This is a genomic window from Pelomicrobium sp. (genome assembly GCF_036803785.1).
In the GTDB taxonomy this organism is placed as follows: Bacteria; Pseudomonadota; Gammaproteobacteria; order Burkholderiales; family UBA6910; genus Pelomicrobium.
Window position 1 is genome coordinate 1 of record NZ_DAIRTR010000061.1, and the last position, 17,615, is coordinate 17,615.

At 67.4% G+C, this 17,615-nt stretch carries 17 protein-coding genes and 1 pseudogene; 7 read left to right on the forward strand and 11 right to left on the reverse strand.

What is annotated here, in order from left to right; genetic code table 11:
- Positions 1-379, reverse strand: a pseudogene (locus V7Q81_RS08680) (hypothetical protein); the annotation flags it as partial.
- Between the two features lie 51 nt (positions 380-430).
- Between V7Q81_RS08680 and V7Q81_RS08685 the strand changes: the two are divergent.
- The 3 genes from V7Q81_RS08685 to V7Q81_RS08695 all read left to right on the forward strand — a co-directional run bounded on the left by V7Q81_RS08685 (position 431) and on the right by V7Q81_RS08695 (position 2,612).
- Entirely contained in the window at positions 431-1,432 is a 1,002-nt protein-coding gene (locus V7Q81_RS08685; RefSeq protein ID WP_333842168.1) for a zinc-dependent alcohol dehydrogenase family protein, read from the forward strand.
- A 175-nt stretch (positions 1,433-1,607) separates the two neighbouring features.
- Complete coding sequence (locus V7Q81_RS08690) at positions 1,608-2,150, forward strand: phasin family protein (protein ID WP_333842131.1); 543 nt, start codon at positions 1,608-1,610, stop codon at positions 2,148-2,150.
- Between the two features lie 147 nt (positions 2,151-2,297).
- Entirely contained in the window at positions 2,298-2,612 is a 315-nt protein-coding gene (locus tag V7Q81_RS08695) for a hypothetical protein (protein WP_333842133.1), read from the forward strand.
- Positions 2,613-2,685: 73 nt separating this feature from the next.
- Here V7Q81_RS08695 and V7Q81_RS08700 read toward each other — a convergent pair whose 3' ends face one another.
- Positions 2,686-3,306, reverse strand: coding sequence for a glutathione S-transferase family protein (locus V7Q81_RS08700; RefSeq protein WP_333842135.1), 621 nt, complete (start codon positions 3,304-3,306; stop codon positions 2,686-2,688).
- A 93-nt stretch (positions 3,307-3,399) separates the two neighbouring features.
- On the opposite strand from V7Q81_RS08700, the gene V7Q81_RS08705 reads away from it, so the two are divergent.
- Positions 3,400-3,597, forward strand: coding sequence for a DUF2905 domain-containing protein (locus tag V7Q81_RS08705; protein WP_333842137.1), 198 nt, complete (start codon positions 3,400-3,402; stop codon positions 3,595-3,597).
- Here the strand turns inward: V7Q81_RS08705 and V7Q81_RS08710 are convergent.
- The 4 genes from V7Q81_RS08710 to ilvA form a co-directional block, all read right to left on the reverse strand.
- A complete protein-coding gene (locus V7Q81_RS08710) occupies positions 3,569-4,816 on the reverse strand; it encodes a multifunctional CCA addition/repair protein (protein WP_333842139.1) in 1,248 nt (415 codons plus the stop codon). The genes V7Q81_RS08705 and V7Q81_RS08710 overlap by 29 nt on opposite strands.
- Positions 4,817-4,859: 43 nt before the next feature.
- A complete protein-coding gene (locus V7Q81_RS08715; protein ID WP_333842143.1) occupies positions 4,860-5,804 on the reverse strand; it encodes a complex I NDUFA9 subunit family protein in 945 nt (314 codons plus the stop codon).
- A 62-nt stretch (positions 5,805-5,866) separates the two neighbouring features.
- A complete protein-coding gene (locus V7Q81_RS08720) occupies positions 5,867-7,840 on the reverse strand; it encodes a lytic transglycosylase domain-containing protein (protein ID WP_333842145.1) in 1,974 nt (657 codons plus the stop codon).
- Between the two features lie 87 nt (positions 7,841-7,927).
- The gene (ilvA, locus tag V7Q81_RS08725) at positions 7,928-9,475 is read right to left on the reverse strand and encodes a threonine ammonia-lyase, biosynthetic (RefSeq protein WP_333842148.1); all 1,548 of its coding nucleotides are present in this window, start codon (positions 9,473-9,475) and stop codon (positions 7,928-7,930) included.
- A gap of 41 nt (positions 9,476-9,516) precedes the next feature.
- On the opposite strand from ilvA, the gene rpiA reads away from it, so the two are divergent.
- From rpiA to ppx, 3 genes are read left to right on the forward strand one after another with little or no spacing between them, the layout of a single operon-like run.
- The gene (gene rpiA / locus V7Q81_RS08730; protein ID WP_333842150.1) at positions 9,517-10,194 is read left to right on the forward strand and encodes a ribose-5-phosphate isomerase RpiA; all 678 of its coding nucleotides are present in this window, start codon (positions 9,517-9,519) and stop codon (positions 10,192-10,194) included.
- 60 nt (positions 10,195-10,254) lie between these two features.
- Positions 10,255-10,974 (forward strand): phosphate signaling complex protein PhoU, encoded by a 720-nt coding sequence (phoU, locus tag V7Q81_RS08735; protein WP_442954797.1) that lies wholly within the window; start codon positions 10,255-10,257, stop codon positions 10,972-10,974.
- Between the two features lie 11 nt (positions 10,975-10,985).
- Positions 10,986-12,494 carry an exopolyphosphatase gene (ppx, locus tag V7Q81_RS08740; RefSeq protein ID WP_333842153.1) on the forward strand — a complete coding sequence of 503 codons (1,509 nt, stop codon included), beginning with the start codon at positions 10,986-10,988 and terminating at the stop codon, positions 12,492-12,494.
- A gap of 3 nt (positions 12,495-12,497) precedes the next feature.
- On the opposite strand, the gene V7Q81_RS08745 is transcribed toward ppx, so the two are convergent.
- From V7Q81_RS08745 to V7Q81_RS08765, 5 genes are all read right to left on the reverse strand, one after another.
- On the reverse strand, positions 12,498-12,950 hold the full coding sequence (locus tag V7Q81_RS08745) for a SixA phosphatase family protein (RefSeq protein ID WP_333842156.1): 453 nt from the start codon (positions 12,948-12,950) through the stop codon (positions 12,498-12,500).
- 38 nt (positions 12,951-12,988) lie between these two features.
- Positions 12,989-14,533 carry a CYTH and CHAD domain-containing protein gene (locus V7Q81_RS08750; protein WP_333842158.1) on the reverse strand — a complete coding sequence of 515 codons (1,545 nt, stop codon included), beginning with the start codon at positions 14,531-14,533 and terminating at the stop codon, positions 12,989-12,991.
- Between the two features lie 15 nt (positions 14,534-14,548).
- Positions 14,549-16,639 carry a polyphosphate kinase 1 gene (gene ppk1 / locus V7Q81_RS08755; RefSeq protein ID WP_333842160.1) on the reverse strand — a complete coding sequence of 697 codons (2,091 nt, stop codon included), beginning with the start codon at positions 16,637-16,639 and terminating at the stop codon, positions 14,549-14,551.
- Positions 16,640-16,819: 180 nt separating this feature from the next.
- Positions 16,820-17,098, reverse strand: coding sequence for an oxidative damage protection protein (locus V7Q81_RS08760; RefSeq protein ID WP_333842163.1), 279 nt, complete (start codon positions 17,096-17,098; stop codon positions 16,820-16,822).
- Positions 17,099-17,296: 198 nt separating this feature from the next.
- The coding region (locus V7Q81_RS08765) for a GNAT family N-acetyltransferase (protein ID WP_333842166.1) at positions 17,297-17,615 on the reverse strand (319 nt) is incomplete at its 5' end.

The following is a 17,615-nucleotide window of genomic DNA, read 5'->3' on the forward strand; positions in this document are numbered from 1 at the left end:
CTCGCAACGCGGCACCGAGTCCCTTCCCCGCCGGTCGGCAGGCCTCGACGGGGAAGCGCACCGGATCCAGGACGCCGGCGCCCTCGCCAGCCTGGGCCACCGGTCGCACCTCGCCCGAAACGGGATCCAGGAGTCCTACCCAAGCAAGCCTCATTCCCCCGTGTTCCACGGCGATGCGGCAGATCTCCCGAAACAGGGTGTCTGGGTCCCGAGCCCGGACGATAAGCTGGTTGGTGTGGATCAGGGTGAGGTAGAGCCGGTGCAGGTTATGGAGCCTCTCTTCGACCTCTTCGGCCCAAAACGGCCCCCCTGCGTCCCGGGCCGAACCTTTCCCGGCAAGCGCTTGGCGCTCGGAGGGTTGGGCGCCTAAGATCTTCAACGTCAGCCAGGAAGGAGGGCGCATATGGGGCAAAGGGACCGCAGCGGCAAAATGCATGGAATGCAATTGCAAATCCCAGGCCATCCGCTGGTCCCGGTGGAGCTGCCGATCCCTGAACCCGGACCGGGGGAAATTCTCGTACGCATACAAGCGTGTGGCGTCTGCCGGACGGACCTGCACGTGGTGGACGGGGAATTGCCCGACCCGAAGCTCCCCCTCATTCCGGGGCATGAGATCGTGGGCACTGTCGAAGCCTTGGGCAAGGGTGTCGAGCGCTTCACACTGGGCCAGCGGGTCGGCATCCCCTGGCTCGGCTTTACCTGCGGAGCGTGTGCCTACTGCCGCCGCGGCCAGGAGAACCTGTGCGATGAGGCGCGGTTCACCGGGTATCAATTGGACGGGGGGTATGCCGAGTATACCGTGGCCGACGAGCGCTATTGCTTCCCCCTCCCCCCGGAATACTCGGAGGTAGAGGCGGCGCCCCTGCTCTGCGCCGGGCTTATCGGCTACCGGGCTCTAGAGATGGCGGGCGAGGCCCGACGCCTCGGGCTCTATGGCTTCGGTGCCGCGGCCCACCTGATCGCCCAGGTGGCTCGCCACCAGGGTCGGGAGGTCTATGCCTTCACCCGCCCCGATGACGAGGAGAGCCAGCGTTTCGCCCTTGCCCTGGGGGCCGTGTGGGCGGGGGCTGCCGGAGAGATGCCCCCGGCGCCCCTGGACGCGGCCCTGCTCTTCGCCCCCGTCGGGGCCTTGGTGCCCGCCGCCCTTCAGGCCGTGGTCAAGGGAGGAACGGTAGTGTGCGCTGGGATCCATATGAGCGACATCCCCCGCTTCCCCTATCGGATCCTGTGGGGTGAGCGGCGCATCCAGTCGGTGGCCAACTTGACTCGCCGGGATGCGGAAGCCTTTCTTGCCCTGGCGCCGAAAGTGCCGGTGCGCACCCACGCCACGCCCCTGCCCCTGGAACAAGCCAACGAAGCCCTGGCGAGGCTCCGCCAGGGGCGTCTCCAGGGGGCGGCGGTGCTGGTGCCCGGGCTTGCCGTCGAAGCCTAAGCCGCTGAAGTTTTGGCGGTTTGCTTTTCCCTGCAGTACTCTTGTGCGTCGCACAAATATTCCTTGACTTTTCTCGGATCTTCGGTACAATGGCGATTGTTGCGATGCAGCATTACAACCGTGGGCTGCGTCGGAGCAGGTAGAGGACGCAGACCTATCAACGAAGGAGATTTGCATGGTGAACGTAGCAGACAAAATCGTGGCGCTGAACCGCGCCCACTTGGAAACCGCCGTCCAAGCGGCCAACATTGCCCTTGCCGGGGCAGAGCGCCTGGTGGAACTCAATCTTTCGGCGGCCAAGACCGCGATCGCGGAGGGGGCCCGGGCGGCCAAGACCTGGATCGAGGTCAAGGACGTCAAGGACCTGGTGGCCGCGCACACCGCTATCGCGGAGCCGCAGCTGGAAAAGGCGACGGCCTTCGCCCGCGGCGTGTACGAGGTGGCTGTGCAGACCCAGACGGAACTCGCCAAACTTGCGGAAGAGCGCATCGCAGAAGCCAACCAGGCGCTGATCGCCGCTTTCGAGCAGGCCGCGAAGACCGCCCCTGCCGGCATCGGCGCTGAGGCGGCGGTGGCCGCCGTGAAGTCGGCAGTGGCCGCGACCACCACCGCCTACGACACTTTGTCGAAGGCGGCCAAGCAGGTGGCCGAGCTCGCCGAAGCCAACGTGACGGCCTTCGCCGCCAAGGCCGAAGCGGCCAAGAAGAAAGCCGCCTGAGCGCAATCAGACTCAGGCCACTTCCCAGGCCCCGCCGGGCATCGCTCGGTGGGGCTTTTTCCTTGGGCCGGCACGGTCAACGAGAAAGACCCGCTCGCGTTAATTGAAGGCACGTGGGTCGTCCACGCCATTCGAAAAGGAAACATCATGCACGCCTTGCATCGCATCGCCGCCACCATCCTCCTCACCGTCGCACCGGGCCTCGCCCTTGCCCAGGCCACGCCGGCCACACCCGCGACGCCGGCAAGCCCGGCGTCCAAGGAGCAACAGCCCGCGCAACCGGCCACACCCGCGACGCCAGCAACGCCGGCGCAACCGGAGCGGGCCCAAACGAGGGAGCAGAAGATGGAATACAAGGAGGAGAAGAAGGCCGAAAAAGCAGCCGCGCCGGGGGAACAGAAGGCCCACAAAAAGAAGGCGGCCAAGAAGAAACCCAAGAAGGAGGAAAAACCCGCCTCCTGAGGGAGCGCGCAAGCACGGCCAAACCGAGGCAAACCTGGCGGGTTGCCTCGGTGGCCTTCCCGATTTCTGGGCCTCAGGCAGGCACCTTCATCCCCCGCTGCACCGCCGGCCGAGCGCTGATGGCGTCGAACCAGCGCTTCACGTGGGGGAAATCGCCAAGCTCCACCTGGTGCCACTCGTGGCGCGCCACCCAGGGATAGGTGGCAATGTCCGCGATGGTATACGCTTCGCCCGCCAGGTAGGCCCGCTTAGCGAGCTCCCCGTCCATCACGCCGTAGAGCCGCCGCGTTTCCTTGCGATAGCGTTCCATGGCATAGGGGATCGGCTCGGGGGCATAGCGCAGGAAATGGTGCGCCTGGCCAAAGAAGGGGCCCACGCCCCCCATCTGGAACATGAGCCATTGCAGCACCGAGTAGCGGCTGCGGGGTGCCGAGGGGAGAAACATCCCGCTCTTCTCCGCCAGGTAAATCAGGATGGCGCCCGACTCGAACAGGGAAAAAGCCCCTCCGCCGGGGCCATCCTCGTCCACGATGGCCGGGATCTTGCCATTGGGATTTAAGGCGAGGAACTCCGGCTTGAACTGCTCGCCCTCGCCGATGTTCACGGGATGCACGGTATAGGGCAAGCCCGTCTCTTCCAGCAGGATGGAAACCTTGCGCCCATTGGGCGTGCGCCAGGTGTAGAGATGGATCATAGAGACTTGGTCTGGGTCGAAAGAGTCGATGGCGGATGCGCATTTTCCTCGAACTCACTACCATAGTCCAAACTCGAGGCCCGGGAATACCCCATGCTGAAATGGCTGCTCACCCTGATCGTCGCCCTTGCCCTATTGGGAGCGCTCACGCCTCTCCTCGCCCGCTTGGGTCTGGGGCAGCTGCCCGGGGATCTGCGCGTTAAACACAACGGGCGGGAGTACCATTTCCCTTTCAGCTCCACCGTCCTCCTGTCCCTGCTGCTCACCCTGCTGGTGTTTTTGTTGACCTGAGGGGCGGCTCGCCCGCTAGGGCCGCGCGGATGGCACGGAGCCGCGCTTGGCGCAGCCGCTCGCCGATCTTCCCCGCCTCGCCTTCCGCCCGCGCAATGGCCCCGGCGTCCACGCCGGCGGCGGCGGCGAGGGCCAAGCGCAGCCGCTCCGCTTGGGGATAGGGGCGCTCGGCGTAGCCAGGCCGGCCGTGGAAGTCCGCCGCGCAGGCCTCAAGCAGGGCCTCGAAGCGCTCCGGCCGACGGAAGGCGTCAGTGGCCTGGAGCAGATCGAGCAGGGTGGCGGGCTTCAACTCCAAGGCCCGATGCACCGTGCCATGGTGGCGAGCAGCGAGCACCGCCAGCTCCCGACAATCGGTGGGCACCCGCAAGCGCTCGGCGAGCTGCTGCACGAGCTTCGCGCCCTTTGCCTCGTGGCCGTAGTGGTGGGGCCACTCGACCCGGGGCGTTAGGGCCTTGCCCAGATCGTGGGTGAGGGCAGCGAAGCGCACCGGCAGACGATATCCCCGGGCGGCCGCCTGGTCGATCACCATCATGGTGTGTAGCCCCGTGTCCACTTCCGGGTGATGCTCCGCGGGCTGAGGCACACCGAACAGGGCGTCCACCTCCGGCAGGATTCGGGCGAGGGCCCCGCACTCCCGCAGCACGTCAAACATTCGGGAAGGGGTTTTTTCCATGAGGCCGCGGGAGAGCTCCTGCCAGACCCGTTCGGGGACCAGGTGGTCCACCTCGCCGTTCTTCACCATCTCGCCCATGAGGGCCAGGGTCTGCGGCGCCACCCGGAAGCCGAAGCGGGCAGCGAAGCGGGCGACCCGCAGAACCCGCACCGGATCCTCGACGAAGGCGGGTCCCACGTGACGGAGAATGCCCGCCTTGAGATCCGCCACGCCGCCGAAGGGATCGATGATGTTTCCCGCCTCATCTTTGGCGATGGCATTGATGGTGAGGTCCCGCCGGGCGAGGTCCTGCTCCAGGGTTACGTCCGGTGCGGCGTAGACCTGGAAGCCCTTGTAGCCCCGCGCCACTTTGCGCTCGGTGCGCGCCAAGGCGTACTCCTCCTGGGTTTCGGGATGGAGAAAGACGGGAAAATCCTTGCCCACGGGGCGGTAGCCCAGCCGCTCGAGCGCCTCGGGGGTCGCGCCCACCACCACGTAGTCCCGGTCCTGCACGGGCAGACCCAGCAATTCGTCCCGCACCGATCCGCCCACTTGGTAAACCTTCATCTGCCGACGCCCACCGGGACCTGCGTGCCTTCGGGCTCAGGGATCACCGCCGGGCGCGGTAGCGGAAGACCATGTAGCGGGCCCGGGGATGCCATCCGTCGAGATACTCGGGAGCGATCGCCTCCAGGGCCGCCGGGCGGATGCCGAAGACCTCGGGAAAATCGCAGCGACACACGCTCGGCACCTGCATGGAGTGGTAGTTGTCCCGCGTGAGCAGTTTCACGGGCAGCCATTCCATGAGGGCCGCCTGCAAGTAGGACAGGCGATCCGGAAGCCCTACGATGGGCCGCGGGTGCCCGCTCACCCGGCCTGCGTAGGCCACGAGCTCGCGCAAGGTGTACACCTTGGGGCCACACAGGTCGTAGGCCTGCCCTATGGTGCGGCGCTCCCGCAGGCTGCGGACGAATGCCCGCGCTACGTCCTCCACCCACACCGGCTGGAAGCGGGCGTCGGGGCAGGCGAGAAAGACGACCGGAACGAAGCGTTGCAGCCGGGCAAACAGGCTGAGGAACGTGTCCCCCCGGCCGAAAATGACCGAAGGACGGAAGATGGTCCACTCGAGATCGCTTCCCCGCACCCGCTTCTCGGCCTCTCCTTTCGAGCGCAGGTAGGCGCTGGGACCCGCCGGATCTGCGTTCAAAGCGCTCATGTGGAGGTAGCGCCTGACGCCATTGAGCCGGCACGCTTCCATGATTCTGGCCGGCAGCTCCACGTGCACCCGCTGGAAGTCCCCGCGCCGTGCCTCGTGCAGGATGCCCACCAGGTTGATCACCGCGTCGCTGCCCGCGATCAGGCGCTCGAGGGTGGCCGGATCATGTACGTCCGCCTCCACCACGTCCACCGTGGGAAGCAGGATCAGCTCGTCCTTGACCCGTTCCCGCCGCCGGGTGGGCACCCGCACCTGGATCTCCTCGGCCGCCAGCAGATGAACGATGTGCCGGCCGACGAAGCCGCCGCCGCCGATCACGCACACCTTTTCCAGTTTCATGTTGTTTGCATCAGACATGGAAGAGGAAGCGAAAAAAGCGAAATTGTACTAACGTCAGCGCTTCAAGGCTCCTCCCCCGACACCGAGGGGTCTGAAGTCCCCTTGGGCGGAATGGTGCCGAGGCGCTGGAGCAGGGGCAGGCCCCCCCGGCCCAGGAGCGCCGCATAGTACTGGGTATTGGCCATCACCTTCTGGACGTAGCCCCGCGTCTCGTTGAACGGGATGGTCTCGGCGTAGATCGCCCCTTCCATGGGCTGCTCGCTGCGCCAGCCCTGGGCGCGACGCGGCCCCGCGTTGTACGCGGCGGAGGCGAGCACCGGATGGCCGTCGAGCCGCTCGGACACGTGCTTGAGGTAATACATCCCCAGGGTCAGGTTGATCTCGATCTCCCCCGCCAGGGCCTGGCGGTAGGACTTGATTCCCAGCTGTTGCGCCACCCAGCGGGCGGTTCCCGGCATGAGCTGCATGAGCCCCGACGCCCCGGCGCTCGAGCGGGCGTTGGGCAGGAAGCGGCTTTCCTGGCGAATCAGGCCGTACACCCAGGCTTCCTCTAAGCCCATTTCCCGGGCCACTTGTTCGAGCTTGTCCCGGTACGGCGCAATGTACCGCAGGCTCAGGTCATGCTCCTTGCGGGTGCGCTCGGCCGTATGGATGGCCCGCTCCCACAAGCCGCGCTGGCGGGCGAGCTCCGCCGCTGCCAGGAGCTGGCGATCGTCGAAATCCCGGATCGCGTGGTCCCACTCCCGGGTCCCATCAATGCGCTGCTCGAGGCTTAACAGGGCAAGCGCCCGGCGGATGCCGGGCAGCCGCTCGATCGCCGCCACCTCGGCCTGGGTCGGACGGTAGGCGGGCGCCTCTAGGGAAAGCCCGCGGCCCAGGGCTTCCGCGGCGAGCAACCCATAGTAGCCGTGCTCCCCGGCGAGGCGTGCGAGGACCTGCGCGGCCTCCGCCTCCCGTTTCAGCTGCTGGAGCGCCCTGGCCCGCCAGTACTGCCAAGCGGCCTGTGCCTGCCCGGCTGGCGACATGGCCTCGATCGCCTCCAATACCGCGGGCCAGACCTGGGCCCGCAACGCTGCCCGGGCCTTCCAGGCGAGGAGGTCGTCCTGGCCCTCCAGGGCGCCGGCCTCTTGGAAATAGGCGAGGGCTTCGGCGCGATGGGCCAGGGCGGCCGCCCGGCCCAGCTGACCCCACAGAAACTGGCGGTCCTCCACGGGAAACTCGGACTCGAGCCGCCTCCAGTAACCCGCCGCATGGGCGGGATCGATGCGGGCGAGTCGCTGCAGAGCAAAGAGGGTGAGCTCCCGGTCGGCCCGGCGGGCGGTGCGCGTCCCGAGGCGCTGGACGTGGCGCTCGGGCTGCTCTGCCACCGCCCTCAACGTCTTGGCGGAAATCCCCCGCCCCGCGGGCAAGTAGGCGCCGATCGCGGTGGCAAGCGAGGTCTTGCCCGCCGCCAGGGCGAGCCTCATCCGGGCCCAGATGTCCTCCTCCGTCAGGAGGCCGCTGGCGACCAGGGCTTCGAACACGGGAACGCAGGCGTCGGGCATCTCCCGGGCGGTGAACCACAGGGGCTTCGCCTCCCGCAGCGCCTCGAGTCCCTCGGCGCGCAGGGCGGCCTGGAAGGCGTAGCAGCGCAAATCGATCTCGTCCCCGTCGTAGCGGGCGTACTCGCGGCGGAATTGTTCCCAGCGCCCCTTCTCTCCCAGCAGCCGCAGCCAGTCGGCCTGTAGCCGCCGGGAGACGGCGGAATCTCGGTAGGTCTCGATGAACGCCTGGACTTGTTCGGCGCTCGCCTGCTCCAGACCCATGCGCAGGCGGTAATAGGCCACGTAGGGATAGAGGACGTGGTCTTTCAGCCTGGCGCTGAGCTGGGCGAGCCGCGCAGCGTTCCCCGTGCGGAACGCCTCCCGCGCCGCCATGAAGTCCTCATCACCTCCCGCTCGGGCAGGCAGGGCAAAGAACTCGCCCACGAGCAGCAACGCGGCCGCCCCCACACGCCAGCGCGTGCCCCATAGGGGCTGCCGCCCGTGCCGTTTCATGCCATCCTCCGCCCCAGGGCTTCCGTCCGTTGGAGGGGCGAGGCGACGGAATCGTTCAGGGGGCGGATGTCCATGGGCTTGCGAGGCTCAGCCGAGGAACAGCCGATAGGCCGGGTTGTCGCTCTCGTTCCAATAGCGGTAGCCGAGCTGGTCCAGGAAAGCACGGAAAGCGCCTTTTTCCTCGGGCGGTACCTGCATCCCCACCAGCACCCGCCCATAGTCGGCGCCGTGGTTGCGGTAGTGGAACAGGGTGATGTTCCAGGTGCGTCCCATGCTGTTCAGGAACTTCATGAGCGCCCCCGGCCGCTCGGGAAACTCGAAACGATAGAGGATTTCGTTGTCCACCACCGGGGCGTGCCCCCCTACCAGGTGGCGGATGTGGAGCTTGGCCATCTCGTTGTCAGACAGATCGAGCGTCTTGAGGCCGTGAGCCTCCAGGGTACGCACGAGCTCCCGGGTCTCGTCCCGGTCATGCACCGACACACCCACGAACACGTGGGCCTCCTGGGGGTCGGCGTAGCGGTAGTTGAACTCGGTGATGTTGCGCGGCCCGATCAGGGCGCAAAAGGTGCGAAAGCTGCCGGGACGCTCAGGGATGGTCACCGCCAGAACTGCCTCCCGCTGCTCGCCCAGCTCCGCCTGCTCGGCCACGAAACGCAATCGGTCGAAGTTCATGTTGGCCCCGCTGGCAATGGCCACCAGGGTCTCACCGCGAATCCGCTCCCGCGCGACATAGGCCTTGGCGCCAGCGACCGCCAGCGCCCCGGCCGGCTCCAGGATGGAGCGGGTGTCCTCAAAGACATCCTTGATGGCCGCGCACATGGCATCGGTGTCCACCAGGATCACCTCGTCCACGCAGCGCCGGCACAGGCGAAAGGTCTCCTCCCCCACTTCCTTGACCGCCACTCCGTCAGCGAACAAGCCCACCTGCTCCAAGCGCACCCGGCGCCCCGCCTTGAGGGAACGATGCATGGCGTCAGCATCCACCGGCTCCACGCCCAGGATACGGATGTCGGGCCGCAGCCGCTTCACGTAGGTGCCGATGCCGGAGACGAGCCCGCCGCCGCCCACCGGCACGAAGATGGCGTGGATCGGTTTGGGATGCTGCCACAGGATTTCCATGCCGACGGTACCCTGGCCGGCGATCACGTCCGGGTCGTCGTAGGGATGGACGAAGGCGTAGCCGTGCTCCTGGGCAAGGGCCCGGGCCCGGGCGTAGGCTTCGTCGTAGGAGTCGCCATGGAGCACCACCTCAGCGCCCCGGCTCCTCACCGCCGCCACCTTGATGGGCGGAGTGGTCACGGGCATGACGATGACCGCTCTACAGCCGAGCTTCTGGGCCGCCAGGGCCACGCCCTGGGCGTGGTTGCCGGCCGAGGAGGCGATGACCCCGCGCTCGAGCTGGTCTGGCGGAAGCTTCACCATCTTGTTGTAGGCACCCCGCAGCTTGAACGAGAAGATCTCCTGCATGTCTTCCCGCTTGAGCAGCAGGTGGTTGCCCAGCCGCTCGGACAAGAGGCTAGCCCGCTCCAAGGGGGACTCTCGGGCCACATCGTAGACCTGGGCCGTCAGGATGCGTTCGAGATAGTCGTCGTTCATCTGGGCATGGTGTCGGGGAGCGCGGCGCTTTTGCAATCGCCACCGGTTGCAGCTATTCTACCGTGAAGGTTCCCAGGATGACCCAAACCGCCCTTTCCCAAGACGCCCTCAAGCGTGCCGCCGCCCAGGAAGCGGCGAAGCTCGTGCCCGACGGCGCCGTCATCGGCGTGGGCACCGGCTCGACGGTCAATTTCTTCATCGACGAGCTCAAGCGGCTCAAGCCCCGCATCGAAGCCGCAGTGGCGAGCTCGCTCGCCACCGAGCGGCGCTTGAAGGAGGCAGGCATCCCCGTGGTGGATCTGAACAGCGTAGAGGCGCTACCCCTGTACGTGGACGGGGCCGACGAGGTGACGCGCCATCTCACCATGATCAAGGGCGGTGGCGGGGCGCTTACCCGGGAGAAGATCGTCGCGGCGGTGGCTGAGACCTTTGTGTGCATCGCCGACGAATCCAAACTGGTGGACGTGCTGGGAAAGTTTCCCTTGCCGGTGGAAGTGATTCCCATGGCGCGCAGCTTTGTCGCCCGGGAGCTCGCGAAACGGGGGGGCATCCCCGAATGGCGCCAGGGTTTCATGACCGACAACGGCAACGTGATCCTGGACGTGCGCGGGCTCGTGATTCTCGATCCCGCGGCCCTGGAGTCGGAGATCAACCAGATCCCCGGGGTGGTGGCGAACGGCATTTTCGCCCGCCGTAGAGCGGACTTGCTGCTGCTCGCCACCGCCCAGGGCGTCCAACGCTTAGAGGCCGCGTGACGCAATACGGCTGTCACATGGGGGCGGTAAGCTTCCCTTTGCCTTAGCGGGGATTTTGTCATGACGAAAATCGGCGCATCGGAGCACACCTACAAGCAGTTCGACGCGGAGCTGGAGGCGATCCGCACCCAGGTGCTGCAGATGGGCGGGCTGGTGGAAAGCCAGATCCAGCGCGCCATCGAGGCCCTCACCACCGGCAACCTGGACCTGATGGAGCAGGTGATCGCCGACGACCACCGGGTCAATGCGCTCGAGGTGGAGATCGACGAGGACTGCTCCCAGATCATCGCTCGTCGCCAGCCCGCGGCCATCGACCTGCGCATGGTGATGGCGGTGGTGAAGACCATCACCGACCTGGAGCGTATCGGCGATGAGGCGGAGAAAATCGCCCGCATGGCCAAGCTCATCTACCAGAGCGATCGGCTGCACATGCCGCGCTTCGGCGAAGTGCGGCACATGGCCGACATCGCCATCGGCATGCTGCGGCAGGCCCTGGACGCCTTCGCCCGGCTCGATGTCGCCACCGCCATGAATGTGATCAAGCGCGACGTCCAGGTGGACGACGAGTTCCGCGCCATCCTGCGCCAGTTGATCACCTTCATGATGGAAGACCCGCGCACCATCTCCACGTCCCTGGAGATCCTGTTCATCGCCAAGGCCATCGAGCGCATCGGCGACCACGCCAAGAACATGGCCGAGTACGTGGTGTACCTGGTGAAGGGCAAGGACGTGCGCCACGTGGCGATCGAAGAGATCGAGCGCGAGACGCTGGACCAGTAGCCTGTCCCGCCATGGGGGAGAGCTACGCCACCCTGGCTGCCGTCGATCTGGGCTCCAACAGCTTCCGGCTCCAGATCGCCCGCGTCGTGGGCGATCAGCTCTACCCCCTCGACTCCCTGCGTGAGCCGGTGCGGCTCGCCGCCGGACTCGGTCCCGACAAGCGCCTCGACCCAGCATCCCAGGAGCGGGCCCTCGCCTGCCTACGGCGCTTCGGCGAGCGCCTGCGGGGCCTGCCTGCCCACGCCGTGCGGGCAGTAGGCACCAACACCCTGCGAGTAGCCAAGAACGCTGGGGAGTTCTTGCGGGCCGCGCAGCAGGCCCTCGGCTTTCCCATCGAAGTGGTGGCCGGGCGGGAAGAGGCACGACTCATCTATCTGGGCGTGGCCCATGAGCTGCCCGTCTCCGAAGAAAAGCGCCTGGTGGTGGACATCGGCGGCGGCTCCACCGAGCTCATCATCGGCCGGCGCTGGCAGGCCCTCAAGCTGGAAAGCCTGTACATGGGCTGCGTCTCCTGGAGCCTGCGCTTCTTTTCCGACGGCAGAATCAGCAAGGCGGCGCTCAAGGAAGCGGAGCTGGCCGCCCGCGCCGAACTCGCCACCCTCGCCGCAGAGTTCGGCGCCGGGCATTGGCAGGTGGCCTACGGCGCCTCGGGCACCGTGCGCGCCGTCGGGGACATATTGGCGGCGGCCGGCATGGGCACTGAAATCACCCCCGAGGGGATGGAATGGCTGCGCGAGGCCCTTCTCAAAGCGGGTGCGGTGCACGAGCTGGACCTCCCCGGCCTGCGCCCCGACCGGGCGCCGGTCCTGCCAGGCGGGTTTGCGATCTTGAGCGCCGTCTTCTCGGAGCTCGGCATCAGGCGCTTGACCCCTGCCGCTGGCGCCCTGCGGGAAGGGGTGCTCTACGACCTGCTCGGCCGCTTCCATCACCAGGACATGCGCGACGTGACGGTCAACCAGTTCATGCAGCGCTACCACGTGGACGCGCCCCAAGCCCGGCGGGTGGCGAAGCTGGCGCGCTGCCTGACCCACGAGCTCCTGGACGGAATCGCCTGCGACCGGGAGGGGGAGCTCAAGCTGGTCGACTGGGCGGCGAAGCTCCACGAGGTGGGGATTTCCGTGGCCCACGGCGGCTACCACAAGCATTCGGCCTACATCCTGCGCTACGCCGACATGCCGGGCTTTTCCAGAAGGGAGCAAGAGCGGCTGTCCCAGTTGGTCCTGGGCCACCGGGGTTCCCTCAAAAAGATGCAGGGGCAACTTGCCCAGGAGACGGAGCTCCTCGAGACACTGGCGCTGCGGCTTGCAGCCCTCGTGCACCGCAATCGGCAGCCGGTGGATCTTCCTTGCATCCACGCACGCCGCACGAAACAGGGCGTCCAGGTGCTCGTTCCTGGGAACTGGCTCGCCCAGAACCCGCTCACCGCCCGCGCCCTGGAGGAGGAGCGGCGGGAGTGGAGACACCTAGATCTCAACCTAGAGGTGCTGGAACAGGAAGCGGCGCTGCGCGCCGCTTCCTAGGCCCTATACCAGATCCGGTTCGATCACCGCCCGCACCCGCACTTCGGCCCCCTCGGGACGGGGACGCAGCCGCAGCCACCAGAGGGCGCCCTTCTTGATACGCCATTGCGCGTCCTGACCGGCGGCAAGCCGCGCCAGTGCCTGGCCCAGCGTGGGCTGGTGGCCCACCACCACCACCAACCCCTCCTCCCGGGGCCAGCCGGCGGCGGCCAGCAGCGCCTCGGGAGAGGCGCCCGGCCCGATGGCGGCCACCGTCTCGAAGCGTTCGGTCAGCGCCGCCGCCGTCTGCTGGGCGCGCCGGGCGGGGCTCGTCAGCACCCGGATATCCCCGGGAAGCCGGACCCGTAACCAGGCACCAACCCGCTTGGCCTGCTTGTGGCCTTTGCTGGTCAGGGGCCGCGCTAGATCGTCGCCGCCTTCCTCGGCCTCGGCGTGACGCCAGAGAATCAGCTCCATCGAGCACTCCTCTCCACCGAATTCACCCCATGGGGGTTTCATTCCCAAAACCGCTCGCACGCCACAAAGCGCGCCCAGGCCTCAGGCAGCGCTTCCCGGCGCCGGGCGGCGAGCCGCCGGCTCCATTCCTTGACCAAGCTGGCCCCCTCCGCCAGGCGGGGGTCGGAGGCTCGCGCCAGCGCCTGCCGGAGCAGCGCCTCGGTCACGATTGCGTCGTTGAAAGCCCCCAGCACGTCCTGTAGCCGCCGCAGCGCCTCCAGGTAAGCACGCGCCGGCCCGGCAGGAAAAAGGCCGGCGAAGAACTCGCAGGCATAGCGGAGCTTTTTGCCGGCGATGCGCAGCCGATGCAGCTCGGGGGCACGGAAGCGCGCATGGCGCCGCCCCCGCTTGAGCAAGCGCCGGTGCCGCTGGGCGAGCAACGTCCGGGCGAAAGGCCCGACCGGCCCTTGCAAGGCCTGCCGCCTCGCCTCACTTAGGCCCTTGCGCCAGGAGCAGGCCTCGAGCCAGGCGTCGATGCCCAAGACGAGGCTGCGGTAGCGAGCCCCCCGGGTGGCATCCCGGGCCCGGGCATAGGCCTCTTCCCGCAGGTCCTGGGCCGCCTCCCGAAGCGCCCTCAGCCCTTCGTGGCCGGGAAAGGCTTCGAGGACCGGCGGCAGGGTCTCGGCAAGAAACACGTCCCAATCCCGGGCCGGTCCGAGCGCATCCGCCAGCCGCTCGAGCTCCTTTCCCACCGGTGCCGTGAGGGACTTGGGAATCACCCGGGAAAAAGCGACGAGGGCCGAACGCGCCCGGCGCAGCGCCACCCGCATCTGGTGCAGGTGCTCTGGCTCTTTCCCCTCGCGCATGCCCTCCACGTTGCCCTGGAGCGGCACCACGCACCCCGCCAAAACCCGGCAAAAAGCCTCCTCCACGCGCGTCTCGGGGTCCAGATGCGCAGTGCGCGCCTTCACCACCGGCGGCCCGCGGTCCTGGGCGAGCCGCAAGCCCCGCTCTGCTTTGCTGAACACCTCCACTTCTAGCGGCAAGTCCCGGACGAGCTCCAGGGCGAGGGCGAACAGCCCCTGCGCCTGCCCCGCCTCCAGCTCCAACTCCAGCTCGGTCAGGGGCTGCACGCGACCGTTCGCCCGGATCTCGCCCCGGTCCAGGGCCAGCTCGGCGCGGGTGCCGTCGGCCAAGGCGAGGGGCAGACGCCAGCGCAAGAAATCGGTGATGAACACGGGCTTCAGCCGCTCCCGCACCCCGGGTGCGTCCAGCAGCCCGTCAAGCTCGGGCGCATCGAGTTTCCCGAGGTCCAGGGCGCCGGCCGAGACCGGGGTCTCCCACTCCCTGCGCCGGTGGAGCGCCCCCGAGACTTGGCCTTGCGCCTTCACCGTCTGGACCCAGCGCCGCCCCTCCCGCCGCAGGCGCAGGGCGATCCCGCCTTTGGCCAGTGCCAGCTCCGGGGTGTCGTAGTAGACGCTGTAGAGGCGCTGGGTGCGGCCCCGGCCGCAAGCCACTTCCCGGAGGGCGCGATGGCGCACCAGCGCCCCCCAGGCCTCCCGGGGTAGCCGGAACTTGAGCTCGACCTCCGTGCCCGCGCCCATGGTGCAGCACCCCCGTCAGGGCCGGGGTTCGGAGGGCACGGCCGCCAGCTCGGCCAGCAGGGCCGCCTGGGCGCTGTAAGGAGGCCGGCGGCGGCGCCGACGCAGGTAGGCACCTTCAGCGGTCATGTCCCATGCCTGCACGTTGTCCTTGAGGTAGGGCTTGAGCCCCTCGGCGATTACCCGCCGCTTGAGTCTGGGATCGAGCAAGGGAAAACAGATCTCGATGCGGCGGAAGAAGTTGCGCTCCATCCAGTCCGCGCTCGACAGGTACACGTCCCGCTGCCCGTCGTTATAGAAATAAAAGATGCGGTCATGCTCAAGAAAGCGGCCGATCACGGAGCGCACCCGGATGTTGTGGGAAAGCCCTTTGATGCCCGGGCGCAGCGCGCACACGCCGCGCACGATGAGGTCGATCTTGACGCCCGCGCGGGAGGCTTCGTACAGGGCCTGGATCACCGTCGGCTCGAGGAGGGCGTTCATCTTGGCGATGATGCGGGCGCGCCTGCCCGCCTGGGCATGCTCCGCCTCCCGGCGGATCGCGGCCAACACGTTCTGATGCAGGGTAAAAGGGGACTGCCACAGGTGCTTGAGCTTTCCCGCCCGGCCCAGGCCGGTGAGCTGCATGAACACGTCGTTCACGTCGGCGCCGATCTCCTCGTTGCAGGTGAACAGCCCGAAGTCGGTATAGAGCCGCGCGGTGCGGGCGTGGTAGTTGCCCGTGCTCAAGTGCACGTAGCGTCTCAAGCTTCCGTCCTCCCGACGCACCACCATGGCCATCTTGGCGTGGGTTTTGTGATGCACGACACCATAGACCACATGGGCGCCCGCCTCTTCCAGCCGCTGGGCCCACCCCATGTTGGCCTCCTCGTCGAAGCGGGCGAGCAGCTCCACCACCGCGGTGACTTCCTTGCCGCGCCGCGCGGCGTTCACCAGGGCTTCCATCAGCGCCGAGTCGGCGCCTGTGCGGTAGACGGTCTGCTTGATGGCGACCACTTGGGGATCCTCGGCCGCCTGCTCGATCAGATCCACCACCGGTTGGAACGACTGGAAAGGGTGGTGCAGGAGCACGTCCGAGCGGCGGATCGCCGCGAACAGGTCGGCGGACTTCCTGGAAAGCTCCCGCGGCAGCCCGGGCAGGAAGGGCTTGTACTTGAGGTCTGCCCGGTCCACTTGGTCGGGGATGGCCATCAGCCGAACCAAGTTCACTGGGCCGCTCACCTGGTATAGGTCGTCGGGGGTGAGCCGAAACTGCTCCAGCAGGAAGTCCCCCATGGCCTGGGAGCAGTTGTCCGCCACCTCGAGCCGCACCGCGTCGCCGAAATGGCGGTGGGCCAGCTCCCCCTGGAGGGCGGCGCGCAGGTCCTTTACCTCTTCCTCGTCCACGAACAGGTCCGAGTTGCGGGTAACCCGGAACTGGTAGCAGCCGAGCACGTGCATGCCGGCGAAGAGCTCCCCCACATGGGCGTGGAGGATGGAGGACAAAAAGACGAAACCGTACTCGCCACCGGCCACTTCGGGCGGCAGGCGGATCACCCGCGGCAGCACCCGCGGTGCCGGCACGATGGCGACCCCGGAGGTACGACCGAAGGCGTCCCGCCCCGCCAGCTCCACGGCGAAGTTGAGGCTCTTGTTGAGCACCCGGGGAAAGGGATGGGCCGGATCGAGCCCGATGGGGGTGAGCACCGGCATCAGCTCGCGGAAAAAGTACGCCCGGATCCACTCCCGCTGCGCCTCGTTCCAGCTCGAGCGGCGCAGGAAGTGAATGCCCTCCCGGGCGAGCAAGGGCAACACCTCCTCGTTGAGCAGCCGGTACTGATGCTCCACCAGCCGGTGGGCGCTCTCGGCTACCCGCTTGAACACCTGACGCGCGGACATGCCGTCGGGGCCGATGCTCGGGTCTTCTGCGTTGATACGCTCCTTGAGCCCAGCCACCCGGATCTCGAAGAACTCGTCCAGGTTGGAGGAGACGATGCACAAGAAGCGCAGGCGCTCCAGCAGGGGGGTGGTCGGATCCTCCGCCTGGGCCAGCACGCGCCGGTTGAACTCCAGAACCTGCAGCTCCCGGTTGAGGTACTGCTCGTGGAGAACACCCCGCGCGACATCCATGACTAGCCCAGATAGTTCACGACGACCCCCCGAGTCGAACGCCCTGCGCACAGGATCGGCCGAGGGCGAGCCAAGCCCTCAGGCGCAAAGGGTCCCACTGGACTGTGTTTGCATGTTGTCCGCGCGGCGCGCCTTCTCCCGGGCACGGGGCAGCGGCCCGGATGGGGAAGGGACGGGTGGCTACTTGGACTTGGAGGGGGGCACGTAACCGGCTGGCATGTCGGCCCCGCTTCCGAAGAAATACTTCTCCATCTGCTCCGCCAGGTACTTGCGGGCCTTGGCATCGGCCAGGTTGAGCCGATTCTCGTTGACCAGCATCGTCTGGTGCCGCAGCCATTGCTGCCAGGCTTCCTTGGACACGTGCTCGAAGATCCGCTTACCGAGCTCTCCAGGATAAGGGGGAAAATCCAGCCCCTCCGCCTCCCGACCCAGCTTGACGCACTTCACGATTCTTGCCATTGCGCGACGCTCCCAAACGGTACGGCCCCTGTATTACACCCATGTGACAGGCCGCGCCGGTCCGCTTCCATTATCGTCGAAGCGCTTGGCCCCGTAAACGCCGGGCCCTGGTCCGGCAGGACACGATGCGCTTGGGCAATCGGCTCGCCATCGCCGGTCCTGCACGCAGCGCGCTTGGGCGCTGTCGTGAAGATCCGGTCAGAGCCGCTTGGCGAACACCTTGGAGCGGCGTTGCAGGTTGTAGAGCGCCTGTCGCTGGCGCGGCAGGGCATCCACCTCCTGCTCCACGAAGCCCCGTTCGAGAAACCAGTGGGCCGTGCGGGTCGTGAGGACGAAGAGCTGCTCGAGCCCCGCCCGCCGGGCGCGGGCTTCCACCCTTTTCAGCAAGGCATCCCCGTAGCCCCGGTTCTGGTAATCCGGATGCACCGCGAGACAGGCAAGCTCCCCCGTCTTCTCGTCGGGAAAGGGATAGAGGGCCGCGCAACCGACGATCATGCCATCGTGCTCGGCCACCAGG